The sequence below is a fragment of the Burkholderia sp. 3C genome, assembly GCF_054589155.1.
On record NZ_BAAILN010000136.1, the window covers coordinates 198,050 to 211,509 of the forward strand.

The following is a 13,460-nucleotide window of genomic DNA, read 5'->3' on the forward strand; positions in this document are numbered from 1 at the left end:
CGGCAATGCGGTCAGTGCGGCCAGGGTGGCAGCGGTCGCGGAAAGCGGATAGGACTTCATGTCGGGTCGGGCGGATCGAAAGCGGACAGGAACGGCGCGCGCGGCTGCATGGCCTGCGCTGTGGCCGGTGATGGCGGTTTCGGCGTTGCGTCGTGTGCTCGCTTGGGCGTCGGGACGCTGGAACGCCGAGGCGAGCGTGCGCCGTCGCGCCTCGCGGGGTTGACGCGAAGCGTTTGGGAGAACGAAACGATGGAAACCGCACAGACGCGACGGGCCGTGGGCGTGCCGCTTGCGCTACCGCTACCGGTCATCGAGGCCGGGCGTTGAAGGGCGAGCGGAAACGGCGGCACGTGACCCGGCGCCCGCACGAAGGCACGCGGCGGATCGGCGTCGCGTCAGGCGGGAACGAAGCGGGGCGGGGCGCGCGCGCCGGGGCGGGCGTGCGCGGGAGGCGGCCGGAACCGCACGATGCGCGGGGCGGCACGGCGTGCCACCACGCCGAGGCCGTTCCACAACACGGCCACCAGCACCGCCAGCGTGATGGCGCTGGCCAGCGACGCGCTGAACGGGCACAGCTCGCCGTGGGCGCTGCCGCGCGCGTGGTGCGAATCGGGGCTTTGGGTGAGGGCGCGGGACAGATCGTCGGCTGCTTGTGTGGCGGCCGACGTCAGGTCGAGCGGGCCATGGCCGCTGCAGATCGCGAGCCCGGCCGCGCCGCTGTCCGCGCTCGTGTCGAGCATCAGACCGGCTGGCAGGATCAGGCGGAACGCAAGCACGCAGAGAATCAGCGCCGACAGGAGCGGATGATTCGCGCGCTGCGCCAGCAGATGGCGGAGTCGATTCATGGCGGGGCGTATTGTAGCCGGGTTCCGCGTACGCGTTGCCACGCGACGAGATGTCGCATGATGGCCCGCGCCGATTGTCAAGGACTTCCAAGCAATTGCCGTTGCGGTGATGCCGGCGATCGCACGGCGACGGCTTCACGCGGCCCGTCGGCGGGGGTTACAATCGCGCGCCATGAACGCACTTCGCCACTTTCTGCTGCGAAGCGGCGTCGCGACACGCTTGCTGTGGGGCCTGATCCTGGCCGTGCTGCTGTCTCGCGCGCTGCTCTCGGGCGCCGTGATGCTCGCTCCGGACGGACCGGATGCGGGCGCGGTGGTGCTGTGTTCGGGGCATGGGCCGCTCGTGCTCGGCGCGTCCGCGCCGACGGCCGATTTCGGCGCGCAGGCGTCGATCACGCCGGCCAACGATGCGTTTGCCCTGGTCAGCCTGCTGCCGCACCACGGTCACGACGATTCGGGCAGCCAGCAGAACAACACGAACGGCGGCGACCTCTGCCCGTTCAGCGGCGCGCTGCTGACGGCGCTCACGGCGAGCCTGCTGCTGGTGCTGTTGTTCCCCGCCGCCGTCGCGCGGCAAAGCTGGCCGCGCCCCGTTGCGCGCGCGGTCGTGCGCCTGACGATCGGCGATCGTCCTCCCTCCCGCGCGCCTCCTTCGTTTTCCTGAGCATTCCCTCATTGCCACGCCGTGCCGGCCGGTGCCGGTGCCGGTGCGCGCGTGCGTGCGTCTTCCCGCTTCGCTTCATCGAAGCGGACTCCTGAATGCTGTCGAGGCTCGCATGGCGCGGGCCGCCGGCCGTCGCGCCGCCTGGCTGCCGCATCGCAAGCCGGGCCGCGCCGCCACGACGACGAGGAACCCAGCGTATGTCGACCTCCCTCGGACGCCTTGCGTCCCCCCGTTCTCCGCAAGCCGGCTACCGCACGCTGTGGCGCTGGCATTTCTATGCCGGGCTGTTCGTGATGCCGTTCCTGGTGATCCTCGCGATCACCGGCACGCTGTACTGCTTCCAGCCGCAGATCGAGCCGCTGCTCTATCCGCATCGGCTGATCGTCACGCCGCAAGCCACGCCCAGGCTCGACGCCGACCGGTTGTTGCAGCGCGCCTCGACCGCGCTGCCGGCCGGTTCGAAGCCCGTATCGGTGGAAGTGAACCGCGCGCCGGATCGCAGCGCCGAGTTCGTGTTCCGCCTGCCGACCGGGGCGCGCGAAAGCGTCTACGTCAACCCGTACGACGGCACGGTGCTCGGCACGCTCGGCGTGGACGACCGCTTCATGCAGGTCGACCGGATGCTGCATCGCAAGCTGCTGCTCGGCAAGCCGGGCGAGCTGCTGATGGAACTGGCCGCCTGCTGGACGCTCGTCATGATCGGCACCGGCGTGGCGCTGTGGTGGCCGCGCGAGCCGGGCCGGCTGCGCCGCGCGTTCGCGCCCGACCTGCGCCTGCGCGGGAGGCCGTTGTGGAAGAGCGTGCATGCGGTGCTCGGCATCTGGCTCGCGCTCGGCGCGGTGGCGTTCGTATTGAGCGGCCTGCCGTGGACGGGTTCGTGGGGCAAGCAGTTCAAGGCACTCGCCACCAGCGCGAACCTCGGTTCGCCGCCGGGCGCGTGGGGCGACAGCGGGCTGCGCTCGCTTCGGCCCGGCGTGCAGCCAGCGGCGGCGGCGTCATCGGAACACGCGATGCACCACGCGCACGCTGACGATTCGATGCCCGGCATGGTGATGGACGACCTGCCGCTGCCGCAGACGCCCTGGGCGGTCGGCAACGTGCCGGTGCCCGAATCGGCGCCGGCCGCCGCCACGCCAGCGCTGACGATCGACGCGGCGATCGCGAAGGTCGCCGCGCTGGGCGTGATGAGCGGCTACACGCTGGCCCTGCCGGCCACGCCCGACGGCGTGTTCACGGCGTCGTACTTCCCGGCCGATCCGAAGGCCGAACGCACCCTCTCCATCGACCAGTACAGCGGCCGGACGCTGCGCGACATCCGTTACGCCGATTACGGCGCGGTGGCGCAGGGCGTGTCGTACGGTACGGCACTGCACATGGGGCGCTATTTCGGGCTGGCCAATCAATTGATCTGCGCCGCGATTTCGTTGGGCCTCGCCGCGATGGCCGTGACCGGCTTCGTGATGTGGTGGAAGCGGCGGCCCGCGCTCACGCTCGGCGCGCCGTTGCGCGAACGCGAGCGGCCGCCGATGCGCGGCTGGATCGCCGGGCTGGTGCTGCTCGGCATCGTGTTTCCGATGATGGGGGCGACGATTGTGGCCGTCTGGCTGGCCGACCGGCTGGTGTTCGGGCGCGCGATGCGCACGGCCCACTGAGCCGCCGCCGCCCGCGCGCGCGATCGGCGCGTATCGGTGGCCTATCGCGACACGCCGGGGGGCGTGTCGATCCCGATCGACCTTGATCGTCGCAGCCTTGCCGTGCCGTTTTGGCCTGCTTGGCCCGTTTGGCCCGCTTGCTCGCGCATTCGCGTGGCAGCGCCGCCGCGCGCGCCGGGCTGCGACATGGGCCGCACGTGTCCGTTCGCCGATGGCACGGCGCGCCGCGCGGCCTCACTCGCCAATCAGACCAATGAACATGATTCGACCATCCCGTATTGCCGCCGCCGTCGCCGGCGTGTTGTCCGCCGTCTCCGCGTTGTCCGCGAGCGCCGTTGAACCCGCCTCGCCCGACTCTGCCACCCCCGTGACGCTCGCCCCGGTCGCCGTCAAGGCAAGCACCGACACCGACGTCTCGCCCACCGCCTTGAGCACGCGCTCGCTGAAGCGCCGCCTCGACCAGACGGTCGGCTCGGTCGGTTTCGTCGATGCGTCGTCCTACGCCGACCGCTACGCGTTCACGCTGCGCGACGTGCTGAAGGACGTGCCGGGCGTGTTCGTCGAGAATCGCTACGGGCAGGAGCTGCGCCTGTCGATTCGCGGCTCGGGCATTGCGCGCGGCTACCACGCGCGCGGCCTCGACATCCTGCAGGACGGCATCCCGACCAACCTCGCCGACGGCAGCGGCGACTACTACCAGATCGATCCGCTCGCGTTGCAGGCCACCGAGGTCTACAAGGGCGGCAACGGCCTGCAATACGGCGCGTCCACGCTGGGCGGCGCGATCAACTTCGTCACGCCCACCGCCTACACGGCGCAGGCGCCGAACATCGTGCGCATCGAAGGCGGCAGCTACGGCACGCTGCGCACCAGCGCCCAGGTCTCGCGCGTGATCGGCCCGCTCGATTTTCTCGCCAGCTTCAGCGTCAATCACGCCGACGGCTGGCGCGACCACGAACGCGGCCAATACGAGCAATTCAACGCGAACGTGGGCTACCGCTTCAGCCCGAGCGTGGAAACGCGCTTCTATGTCGGCGCGTACGTGGTGGATCAGAAGCTGCCCGGTTCGCTGTCGCTGTCGGACGCGCTGCACAACCCGACCGCCGCCGCGCCGAGCGCGCTGTCGGGCGATCAGGCGCGCAACACGCGCACCGAGCGGATCGCCAACCGCACCACCGTGCAACTCGACGCCGGCCAGTTGCAGTTCGATACCTGGGCGATCCACAAGAGCCTCTATCACCCGATCTTCCAGGCGCTCGATCAGGACGGCTGGACCTACGGCTTCGCGCCGCGCTTCATCGCGCATCCGACGCTGGCCGGCATGCGCGACGAACTGATCGTCGGCGCGCGCTTCTTCGGCGGGCGCACCCAGGCGAACCAGTACGTGAACGTCAACGGCGAGCGCGGCGCGCAGACGCTCGATTCCACGCAAACCGCCTTCAACTACGAGGCCTACGTGGAAAACCGGCTGTTCTTCCTGCCGACCGTGGCGCTGATGACGGGCGTGAAGGCGCTGCACTCGGTGCGCGAATACGTGGACAACGGCGGCCTGGCCACCGATCCGGCCTACAAATCCACGCGCGCGTCGTACAGCGGCCTGAACCCGAAGCTCGGCCTGCTCTGGCAGCCGCAGCGCGACGTGCAGGCCTTCGTCGACATCACGCGCAGCCAGGACGTGCCCGATTTCACCGACCTCTCGCAGACCTTCGCCACCACCACGCGCTTCACGCCGCTGGCGGCCCAGCACGCGTGGACGCTCGAACTCGGCACGCGCGGCACGCGCGACCGCCTGAGCTGGGACCTGACCGCCTACCGTTCGCTGGTGCGCGACCAGTTGCTGCAATACACGACCAACCCCGACATCCCGGCCGCCACGTTCAACGCGAACAAGACGGTGCTGCAGGGTATCGAGGCGGGCGCGTCGGTCGATGTCTGGCGCGATGTGACGCGCAAGGGCGCGGGCGACCGCATCACGCTGTCGGGTGTCTGGAACCTCAGCGATTTCCGCTTCAAGGACGATCCGCAATACGGCTCGAACCGTATCGCCGGCGTGCCGCTGAACGTGCTGCGCGCGGTGCTCGGCTACTCGCGGCCGAACGGCTTCCATCTGTCGGCCAGCGTCGACTGGGTGCCGTCGGGCGGCTGGGCCGACGACGCCAACACGCTGCGCGTGCCGGGCTACACCGTGTTCGGCGTGCAGGCGGGGATGGATTTCCGCAACGGGCTGTCGATCTACCTCGATGTGCGCAATCTGGCGAACAAGCGCTATGTGTCCGATGTCAGCACCATCGCCGACGCGCGCACCGCGTCGAGCACGGCGATCTTCTATCCGGGCGAGGGGCGCAGCGTGTTCGCGGGCATGCGTTACGCGTTCTGAGGGGAGGGGCGGCGCGCCGGCCGCGATCGTTTCGTTCTGCTTGATACGACGCAGCCGGCAGCGCGCCGCTCAGACCACGAGCCGCGCGATCTGCTGCGCGGCCGCCTTCAACTGATCGGCCAGCCAGGCCGAATGGCCGGGCCGATGCGCGAACATCTGCGATGGGCCGGCGATGCTCAACGCCGCCAGCACCTTGCCGTCGCGATCGACGATCGGCGCGGCGCAGGAATCGATGCCGGCCTCGAGCGCCGAATGGCTCCAGGCGCAGCCTTCGGCGCGAACCTGCTGCAATCGCGCGGCCAGCGCGGCCCAGTCGGGCGCGTCGGCCTCGTGCCATGCCGTGGCGCACATCTGCTCGACCTGTTCCGCGTCGAGCCGCGCCAGCATGACCAGCCCCGGCGTGGCGCGATAGGCCGGCAGCCGGCTGCCCACGCGAATCTGGCTGACCAGCGGCGTATCCGGCATTTCCGCGAGCCAGTAAACAATCTCGTGCTGCTCGCGCACCACCAGATAAGTGGACATCCGCGTCGAGGCGGCCACGCCCGGCAGCACCTCGCGCGCCCGCGCGATCAGGCTCGACGAGCCGAGCGCGGCCGAGGCGAGCGTCAGGAACGGCAGACCGAGCCGGTGCCCGTCCGCCTCGGCCACCAGCATGCCGGCCTGCTCCAGTGTGGCGAGCAGGCGCATCAGCGTGATGCGGTTGACGCCGATCCGGCGCGCGGCCTCGCTGATGTTGCGCGTGGAGCCGCCTTCGGCGATGTAGCGCAGCAGGTTCAGCGCGCGTTCGACGGCGCCGGAGGCGTCAGCGGGGCGTTGCTGTGATGCGGTCATGGCGGGCAGGCAGAGGGCGTGGCGAAAGGTCCGACATCATGCCAGAGGAACGCCCCACGCATCGTAGCCGTAGACCCAATCGGCATTGCCGCCTTCCTTGAGCCAGTTGTTGCCGCGCGAGCCGATCTGGATGCGCGCGGTGCGCTCGCGCCGCGCGGTTTCATAACGTTCCAGCGCGGCGGCCAGCGTGGCCGGCGTGGCCGCGTCGAGCGCGCGCGACAGCACCACCGCATCCTCGATCGCCATGCCCGCGCCCTGCGCCATGAACGGCATCATCGGATGGCAGGCGTCGCCGAGCAGCGTGAAGCCGTCGCGGCTCCATTGCGGCAGCGGATCGCGCACGTACAGCGCCGAGGCGAGCACGGTGTCGCAGGCCGCGAGCAGCGCGCGCGCGTCGGCGTGGAAGTGCCGGTAGGCGTCGCGCAGCGCGTCGGGGTCGCCGGGCGCGGTCCACGATTCGTGGGTCCAGTCGGGCTGGGCCGTGGTCGCAAAGATGAACACGTCGCGCCCGCGGTTCAGCGGGAACGTGACGATCTGCGATTCGGGCGCCGGCCCCCACCATTTGACGAACGCGCCCACGTCGTCGCCCGCGATGCGCTCGACCGGCACCACCGCGCGGTACGACACCACGCCGGTGAATTGCGGCCGGTCCTCGCCGAACAGGAATTCGCGCACGCGGGAATGGATGCCGTCCGCGCCCACGATCAGGTCGAACTCATGGCGGCTGCCGTCGGCCAGTGCGATCGAGCCACCCGTCGACTCGCCCGTCGATCCGCCCGCCTCGCGCCGCGCGAAACCGGCCACGCGCGCGCCGAGCCGCAGCCGCTCGGCCGGGATCGCCTGCACCAGCGCGTTGACCACGTCGGCGCGATGCATCGTCAGTTGCGGCGCGCCGTACTGGCGCTCGGCCTCGTCGGACATCGCCAGGTGCGAGGTGACGGCGCCGGTGTCCCAGGTCCGGCTGATGCGCGCGCACGGGCGGGCCGCCGTCTCGCGCAGCCGCGCGCCGATGCCCAGGCCGTCGAGCGCACGCACCGCGTTCGGCGTCAGGTTGATGTCCGCGCCGACCCGGCCGAACGCATCGGCCTGTTCGAACACGGTGACCGCGTGGCCGCCCCGCGCCAGGGCGATGGCCGCCGCCAGCCCGCCGATCCCGCCGCCCGAAATACCGATCTTCAACATGTCGCTGCTCCACGTTATGTTCAAAAATGAACATGATGTATAGAAATTGAACGTGTCGAATTCTCGGGACTTTTTATTTTGATCGCAATGCTTTTTGGTGTCGGGTATTTGCAAGGAACGGCCTTTGCGGCCTGCTGGCAAGCTGCTGGCGCGACGTGTCAGTATTTTCCCTTAGCGCTGCGAAATCATTTTTTTCCAGCCGAGTGCGTGGCTTAAAATTAACCATATACGAATCGTTGTTCCTTAGGCGGAACAAAAGCCGCCAGAACATATCGATAGCCGTTCAACCGCAACTTGGCGATGTAAACCTATGGACATGAAGGTCGGGGTGGACAGTGCAGCAGGGGCCGGCAACGCCGGCGCGTCGGACCGTCTGACCATGGGCGGCATCGTGGCGCGCATGGAGCGGCTGCCGGGCAATGCGATGCAGGTGAGGGCGCGGGTGCTGATCGGCTGCGCGACGTTCTTCGACGGCTTCGACGTGATCGCCATCGCGGCGACGCTGCCGATGCTGATCGCGAAATGGGGCCTCGCGCCGTCGCAGATCGCGTTTCTGATCGCGGCCGGCTCGATCGGCCAGTTGATCGGCGCGCTGCTGTTCCCGGCGCTCGCCGAGCGCTACGGGCGCGTGCGGACGATCGCGTGGAGCTCGGGGATCATCGGCATCACCAGCATTGCGTGCGGCTTCGCGCCGTCGTATGCGGCGTTCGTCGCGTTGCGGGCGGTGCAGGGCGTGGGGCTGGGCGGCGAGCTGCCGGTGGCGGCCGCCTACATCAGCGAGATCACGCGTGCGCACGGCCGTGGCCGCTTCGTGCTGCTCTACGAAATCATCTTCCCGATCGGCCTGCTGGTGGCGAACGCGCTGGGCGCGTGGCTGGTGCCGGTGCTGGGCTGGGAAGTGATCTATTTCATCGGCGGCATTCCGCTGGTGCTGTTCTTCGTGCTGCGCCGGCTGGTGCCCGAATCGCCGCGCTGGCTCGGGCAACGCGGCCGCATGACCGAGGCCGCCGTGTCGATCTCGGCCTTCGAGGCCAGCGTGAAGCAGCCGCTGCCGCCGTTGCAGGCCTCCGATGCGGTGGCGCACGCGCAAACCGCGGTCAAGCATCCGAAGCGCACCGTGCGCGATCTGTTCGGGCCGCTGTATCTCAAGCGCACGGTCGCCGTGGCGATGCTGTGGATGACCTGCGGCGTGATCCAGTATGGCCTGCTGACCTGGCTGCCGACCATCTACAAGGTGGTCTACCACGCGCCGTTGCAGCTCGCGCTGAACCTGACGGTGGGCGCCTCGGTGCTCGGCGTGATCGGTTCGCTGATCTGCGCGCTGGTGGTCGACAAGGTGGGCCGCAAGCCGGTGATCAACGTGTCGTTCCTGTTGTGCGCGATCGCGCTGTTCTGCGCGGCCGTGTTCCATGACAGCTCGGTGTACGTGGTCGGCACGTTCTGCGCGCTGTCGTTCGGCCTGCTCGGCTGCGGTTTCATCACCGCCTATGTCTACACGCCGGAGCTGTATCCGACCAGCGTGCGTGCGCTCGGCTGCGGCGTCGGCAGCGCCTGGCTCAAGGTGGCCGCGATTGCCGCGCCGGCGCTGGTGTCGAAAACGCTGACCACCAACATCAGCGTCGCGTTCTACGCGTTCGGCGCGGTGCTGCTGCTCGCCGCGATGGTCATTCACCTGCTTGGCATCGAGACCAAGGGCCAGGTGCTCGAACAGCTCGAAAACTGATTCCCCTGCAACCAGGAGCCAAGCCGTGACGTCCGACACTTCCCAGGAAGCGGTGCTGCTGACCGTGTTCCTGCGCCATGACCAATCGAACAACCTCGATGCCATCCAGTCCCGGCTGAAGCAAGCCGACTGGTGGGAGCGCTTTCCGCCGGAGGGCGTTCGCATCGTCTCCTGGACGGTGGCGATGGGCTTCGGCCAGATCGTGACGCTCGAAGTGCCGCCGCGGCTGCTGCCGCTGGTCAACGTGGAACTGGAGCGCTCGGCGTGGGGCGTGTTCCGCACCGAGTGCTACCCCGCTTACGATTTTTTGCCTGTTCGCGAACGGATTCGTGAACGGGTTCGCAATGGAGGCCAATGATGGATCGATATCTGGAGCCGCATCAAGCGCGGCAGCGTCCCCCGACGCAATACGAAAACCTGCTCGGCGACGCGATCGAACGCGCGTTCGGGAAGGGCATCACGGCGCTGCCGGAACTGGTGGCTTACCTGAACGAATTCGGGCCGCGTGCGCAGAACGCCGAAGCGTGGACGGAAGACAACTTCCGCACCGAGATCGCGCGCCTGGCCCAATAACCATTCGGAGAACCCCATGAATACGGATCAGAAAGACGATATCGACAGCACGCTGCAACGCGGCCTGCAGAATCTCTGGTACCCGATCTGCCCGTCGTCGTTCGTCAAGCAAGAGCCGGTATCGCTGCGCCGCCTGGGCCGCAAGCTCGTGTTCTGGCGCGACGTGGACGGCACGCCCTACGCGCTGGAGGATCACTGCCCGCATCGCGGCGCGCCGCTCTCGCGCGGCGTGGTGCTCGGCGATCGCATCCAGTGCGGCTATCACGGCGTGCATGTGCGTTGCGACGGCGTGGTCACGTCGGTGCCGGGCAGCCCGGGCTGCAAGCTCGAAGGCTCGCGCGGCGCGCGCTCGTTCCACGTGCGCGAGGCCGCCGGCGCGCTGTTTCTGTACAACTCGGCCGAGAACGTCGACGAGCCGCCGCCGCTGGTGCTGCCCGAGGAACTGACGGGCGCCGAATTCTCGTCGTTCCTCTGCTACACGGAGTGGAAGGGCGATTACCGCTTCGTGCTCGACAACGTGATGGACCCGATGCACGGCGCGTATCTGCACAAGCAGTCGCATTCGATGGCCGAGGGCGAGATCAGCGCCACGTTCACGATTCGCGACACGGAGCGCGGCTTCGTGTTCGAGAAGGTTGGCCAGCGCGACGTGAACTTCGACTGGACCGAATGGGCCGACACGGGCCTGCACTGGATGCGCCTCGAAATTCCGTATCCGAAGACGGGCGGCCCCGGCGGCAACTTCATCATCATCGGCAGCTACACGCCGATCGGCCCGAACCTGGCGGCGGTGTTCCACTGGCGCGTGCGCAAGGTCGACGGCTGGCAGCGCGACACCTGGCGCTTCCTGTATCGCAACCGTCTCGAAGCGCGCCATTGGGCCGTGCTCGAACAGGATCGCGAGATCCTCGAATACATGGAGCCGGACGCGAACCAGAACGAGCATCTGTATCAGCACGACATGGGCATCGTGCGGCTACGCCGGCATCTGCGCAACCTCGCGAAGCAGCAGATCGAGAACGGGGCGGCGCGGTGAACGTGGCGCAGAACGCGCCGACGCCGGTGCGTTGCGAGGCGGTGCCGGAAGCCTCGGGCGCCACCTGGAGCAACGCGCTGGTGATCGGCGACGACATCATCCTGTCGGGCATGACGGCGCATCCGGCCACGCTGGCGGCGGCAGGCGGGCTGTCCACCTACGAGCAGACGCTGGTGGTGCTGGAGAAGATCCGCGCGCTGGTGGAAGCGGCCGGCGGGCACCTCGGCGGTATCTACAAGCTCGTGGTGTACGTGACGGACATCGCCGACAAGGCGGAAGTCGGCCGCGCGCGCCGGGAATTCTTCGCCTCGCAGGCGGCGCAAGGCGCGCCGTATCCGTGCTCGACGCTGGTCGAGGTATCGGGGCTGGTGTTTCCGGAATTGCGTGTCGAGATCGAGGCATGCGCGCGGCTCGGCATCGCCCGGGCCGCGGCACGGTAAAGCAACGCGATAAAGCAACACGAGAGACGCGAGAGACGCGAAGATGAGCAATCAACCGGCCCACACGGCCATCGTGCGCACGCTGCGCCACGAGGCCACGGGCATCATGAGCATCGAACTGGTGCCGCCGCGCGGCGAACGCTTCACGGCGTTCGAGGCGGGGGCGCACATCGACCTGCATCTGGCGAGCGGGCTGGTGCGCAGCTATTCGCTGCTCAATCCGGGCAGCGAGACGCACCGCTACGTGGTGGGCGTGCAGGTGGACCCGAAGGGGCGCGGCGGCTCGCGCTTCATCCACGAGAATTTCCGCGTGGGCATGCACGTGCCGCTGTCGGCGCCGCGCAACCTGTTCGCGCTCGACGAAACCGCCTCGCACAGCGTGCTGATCGCGGGCGGCATCGGCGTCACGCCGATTCTGTGCATGTACCGCCGGCTGCTCGAACTGGGCCGCCCGGTGCAGATGCTGTATTGCGCGCGCAGCGCCGATCACGCGGCGTTCCTCGACGAGCTGCGCGGCCTCGGCGGCGCGTTGCGCGTGCATTTCGACGACGAGCAGGGCGGCCCGGCCGACCTGAAGGCGTATCTGGCCGAGGCGCCGGCCGGTGCGCACGTGTATTGCTGCGGCCCCGCGCCGATGCTCGACGCATTCGATCAGGCCTGCGAAGCAACTGGCATCGCGAACCGCCACGTGGAGCGCTTCGCGGCGGCCCCGCAGGCCGCGCCGGCGGCCAGCCACGGCTATCAGGTCGAGCTGGCGCGCAGCAAGCAGGTGGTGGAGGTGGCGGCGGGGCAATCGCTGCTCGATTCGCTGCTGGCGGCCGGCGTAAAGGTCGATCACAGCTGCATGGAAGGGATCTGCGGCTCGTGCGAAACGCGCGTGCTGTCCGGGTGCCCCGATCATCGCGATTCGGTGCTCAGTGCGTCGGAGCGCGCGAGCAACCAGGTCATGATGATCTGCGTGTCGGGCTGCAAGGGCGAGAAGCTGGTGCTCGACCTCTGAGGCAGCGGCAGCAGGACAGGAAGATGACAGGCGCGGCGGCGCGCGGCACGAACGCGGCACGAACGCGATAGGGCCGGAATTCCGGCCGGCCGGGCCTTCGCGCTATCATCTGTCATCTTTCCTACCCAATCTTGCCGATCATGGCGCGAGCAACCCCTCCAGGCACTGCAAAACGGCCCCGCGCCGATCAGACGCACGACGTCAAAGCCGTGCCGGACACTCCCGATTCTTCCCTCGATGCGTCGCTCGACGCCCCGGCCGAAGCCGATGACGAAGCCGGCGCCGCCTCGGGCGCAGGATCGTCCTATTCGGTGCCGGGCCTCGAACGCGGGCTGCGGATCCTGGCCGAATTCTCCTCGCGCGAGCCGATCCTGGGCGCGCCGGAATTGTCCAAGCGCATCGGCATTCCGCGCACCACGACGTTCCGGCTGCTGCAGACGCTCGAATCGCTCGGCTTTCTCGAACGCGCGCCGGGCGACCGCCATTACCGGCTCGGCGTGGCGATCCTGCGGCTCGGCTTCGAATATCTGAACTCGCTCGAACTGACCGATTTCGGCCAGCCGGTGCTCGACTGGCTGCGCGACGACACCGGCTTCAGCGCGCATCTGCTGATTCGCGACCAGCGCGACGTGGTATTCGTCGCCAAGGCGCAGACGCGCGATCCGATGTTCAGCTCGGTCAAGGTGCATGTCGGCACGCGGCTGCCCGCGCATGCCACGGTGCACGGCCAGGTGCTGATGGGCGACCTGACGCTGGCCGAGTTGCGCAGCCTGTATCCGGAGCGCGAGCTGTCGCGCTTCACCGAGCGCACGCCGGCCACCGTGGATGATCTGTATCAGCGCATTCGCGCGACGGCGGCGCAGGGCTACGCGTTGAGCGAGGCCTCGTTCGAACGCGGCATTTCCGCGATCAGCGCGCCGGTGCGCGATCACACCGGCCGCATCGTTGCGGCGCTGACCGTCACGGTGCCGCGCTCGGACATCGGCGAGGCCGAACGCGTGCCGCTCGTGGCGCGCACCTGCCAGGCGGCGCTCGACCTGTCGTCGCGCCTCAACTACCGGCCGCGCATCGGCGATCCCACCCGGTCCTACGCGCACGTCTGAACGCAACAACGGCGCGCGGCGAGGCCGAAACCTC

13 protein-coding genes are annotated in these 13,460 nt (G+C 68.8%); 10 read left to right on the plus strand and 3 right to left on the minus strand.

Going from position 1 to position 13,460, the window contains the following annotated elements:
- Positions 1-395: 395 nt before the first annotated feature.
- Positions 396-845 (minus strand): DUF2946 family protein, encoded by a 450-nt coding sequence (locus ACYP33_RS28895; protein WP_414448060.1) that lies wholly within the window; start codon positions 843-845, stop codon positions 396-398.
- Positions 846-1,017: 172 nt separating this feature from the next.
- Here ACYP33_RS28895 and ACYP33_RS28900 point away from each other — a divergent pair, with 172 nt between their 5' ends.
- The 3 genes from ACYP33_RS28900 to ACYP33_RS28910 all read left to right on the plus strand — a co-directional run bounded on the left by ACYP33_RS28900 (position 1,018) and on the right by ACYP33_RS28910 (position 5,538).
- Complete coding sequence (locus ACYP33_RS28900) at positions 1,018-1,509, plus strand: DUF2946 family protein (protein ID WP_459624822.1); 492 nt, start codon at positions 1,018-1,020, stop codon at positions 1,507-1,509.
- A gap of 197 nt (positions 1,510-1,706) precedes the next feature.
- Complete coding sequence (locus ACYP33_RS28905) at positions 1,707-3,161, plus strand: PepSY-associated TM helix domain-containing protein (RefSeq protein WP_459624795.1); 1,455 nt, start codon at positions 1,707-1,709, stop codon at positions 3,159-3,161.
- Between the two features lie 259 nt (positions 3,162-3,420).
- Positions 3,421-5,538: a TonB-dependent receptor family protein gene (locus ACYP33_RS28910; protein ID WP_459624796.1), complete on the plus strand. Its 2,118-nt coding sequence runs from the start codon at positions 3,421-3,423 to the stop codon at positions 5,536-5,538.
- Positions 5,539-5,607: 69 nt separating this feature from the next.
- On the opposite strand, the gene ACYP33_RS28915 is transcribed toward ACYP33_RS28910, so the two are convergent.
- The gene (locus tag ACYP33_RS28915) at positions 5,608-6,369 is read right to left on the minus strand and encodes an IclR family transcriptional regulator (protein ID WP_459624797.1); all 762 of its coding nucleotides are present in this window, start codon (positions 6,367-6,369) and stop codon (positions 5,608-5,610) included.
- Between the two features lie 36 nt (positions 6,370-6,405).
- A complete protein-coding gene (locus ACYP33_RS28920; protein ID WP_459624798.1) occupies positions 6,406-7,551 on the minus strand; it encodes an FAD-dependent monooxygenase in 1,146 nt (381 codons plus the stop codon).
- 316 nt (positions 7,552-7,867) lie between these two features.
- On the opposite strand from ACYP33_RS28920, the gene ACYP33_RS28925 reads away from it, so the two are divergent.
- The 7 genes from ACYP33_RS28925 (at position 7,868) to ACYP33_RS28955 (ending at position 13,426) form a co-directional block, all read left to right on the plus strand.
- Positions 7,868-9,274 carry an MFS transporter gene (locus tag ACYP33_RS28925; protein WP_414441960.1) on the plus strand — a complete coding sequence of 469 codons (1,407 nt, stop codon included), beginning with the start codon at positions 7,868-7,870 and terminating at the stop codon, positions 9,272-9,274.
- 25 nt (positions 9,275-9,299) lie between these two features.
- Positions 9,300-9,632 (plus strand): hypothetical protein, encoded by a 333-nt coding sequence (locus ACYP33_RS28930; protein WP_459624799.1) that lies wholly within the window; start codon positions 9,300-9,302, stop codon positions 9,630-9,632.
- Complete coding sequence (locus tag ACYP33_RS28935; RefSeq protein WP_414441405.1) at positions 9,632-9,847, plus strand: recombinase-like helix-turn-helix domain-containing protein; 216 nt, start codon at positions 9,632-9,634, stop codon at positions 9,845-9,847. The genes ACYP33_RS28930 and ACYP33_RS28935 overlap by 1 nt, the downstream gene beginning before the upstream one ends.
- 16 nt (positions 9,848-9,863) lie before the next feature.
- Positions 9,864-10,883: a Rieske 2Fe-2S domain-containing protein gene (locus ACYP33_RS28940; protein WP_414448052.1), complete on the plus strand. Its 1,020-nt coding sequence runs from the start codon at positions 9,864-9,866 to the stop codon at positions 10,881-10,883.
- Between the two features lie 2 nt (positions 10,884-10,885).
- A complete protein-coding gene (locus tag ACYP33_RS28945) occupies positions 10,886-11,323 on the plus strand; it encodes a RidA family protein (protein WP_459624800.1) in 438 nt (145 codons plus the stop codon).
- Positions 11,324-11,366: 43 nt separating this feature from the next.
- Entirely contained in the window at positions 11,367-12,323 is a 957-nt protein-coding gene (locus tag ACYP33_RS28950; protein ID WP_459624801.1) for a PDR/VanB family oxidoreductase, read from the plus strand.
- A gap of 140 nt (positions 12,324-12,463) precedes the next feature.
- Positions 12,464-13,426 (plus strand): IclR family transcriptional regulator, encoded by a 963-nt coding sequence (locus ACYP33_RS28955; RefSeq protein WP_459624802.1) that lies wholly within the window; start codon positions 12,464-12,466, stop codon positions 13,424-13,426.
- Positions 13,427-13,460: the final 34 nt, after the last annotated feature.

What these genes read in the sequence shown, in the direction of transcription:
- ACYP33_RS28925 (WP_414441960.1), top strand. Translation starts at nt 7,868, where the DNA reads ATGAAGGTCGGGGTGGACAGTGCAGCAGGGGCCGGCAACGCCGGCGCG.
- ACYP33_RS28920 (WP_459624798.1), bottom strand. Translation starts at nt 7,551, where the DNA reads ATGTTGAAGATCGGTATTTCGGGCGGCGGGATCGGCGGGCTGGCGGCG.
- ACYP33_RS28900 (WP_459624822.1), top strand. Translation starts at nt 1,018, where the DNA reads ATGAACGCACTTCGCCACTTTCTGCTGCGAAGCGGCGTCGCGACACGC.
- ACYP33_RS28950 (WP_459624801.1), top strand. Translation starts at nt 11,367, where the DNA reads ATGAGCAATCAACCGGCCCACACGGCCATCGTGCGCACGCTGCGCCAC.
- ACYP33_RS28955 (WP_459624802.1), top strand. Translation starts at nt 12,464, where the DNA reads ATGGCGCGAGCAACCCCTCCAGGCACTGCAAAACGGCCCCGCGCCGAT.
- ACYP33_RS28915 (WP_459624797.1), bottom strand. Translation starts at nt 6,369, where the DNA reads ATGACCGCATCACAGCAACGCCCCGCTGACGCCTCCGGCGCCGTCGAA.
- ACYP33_RS28905 (WP_459624795.1), top strand. Translation starts at nt 1,707, where the DNA reads ATGTCGACCTCCCTCGGACGCCTTGCGTCCCCCCGTTCTCCGCAAGCC.
- ACYP33_RS28910 (WP_459624796.1), top strand. Translation starts at nt 3,421, where the DNA reads ATGATTCGACCATCCCGTATTGCCGCCGCCGTCGCCGGCGTGTTGTCC.
- ACYP33_RS28940 (WP_414448052.1), top strand. Translation starts at nt 9,864, where the DNA reads ATGAATACGGATCAGAAAGACGATATCGACAGCACGCTGCAACGCGGC.
- ACYP33_RS28895 (WP_414448060.1), bottom strand. Translation starts at nt 845, where the DNA reads ATGAATCGACTCCGCCATCTGCTGGCGCAGCGCGCGAATCATCCGCTC.
- ACYP33_RS28935 (WP_414441405.1), top strand. Translation starts at nt 9,632, where the DNA reads ATGGATCGATATCTGGAGCCGCATCAAGCGCGGCAGCGTCCCCCGACG.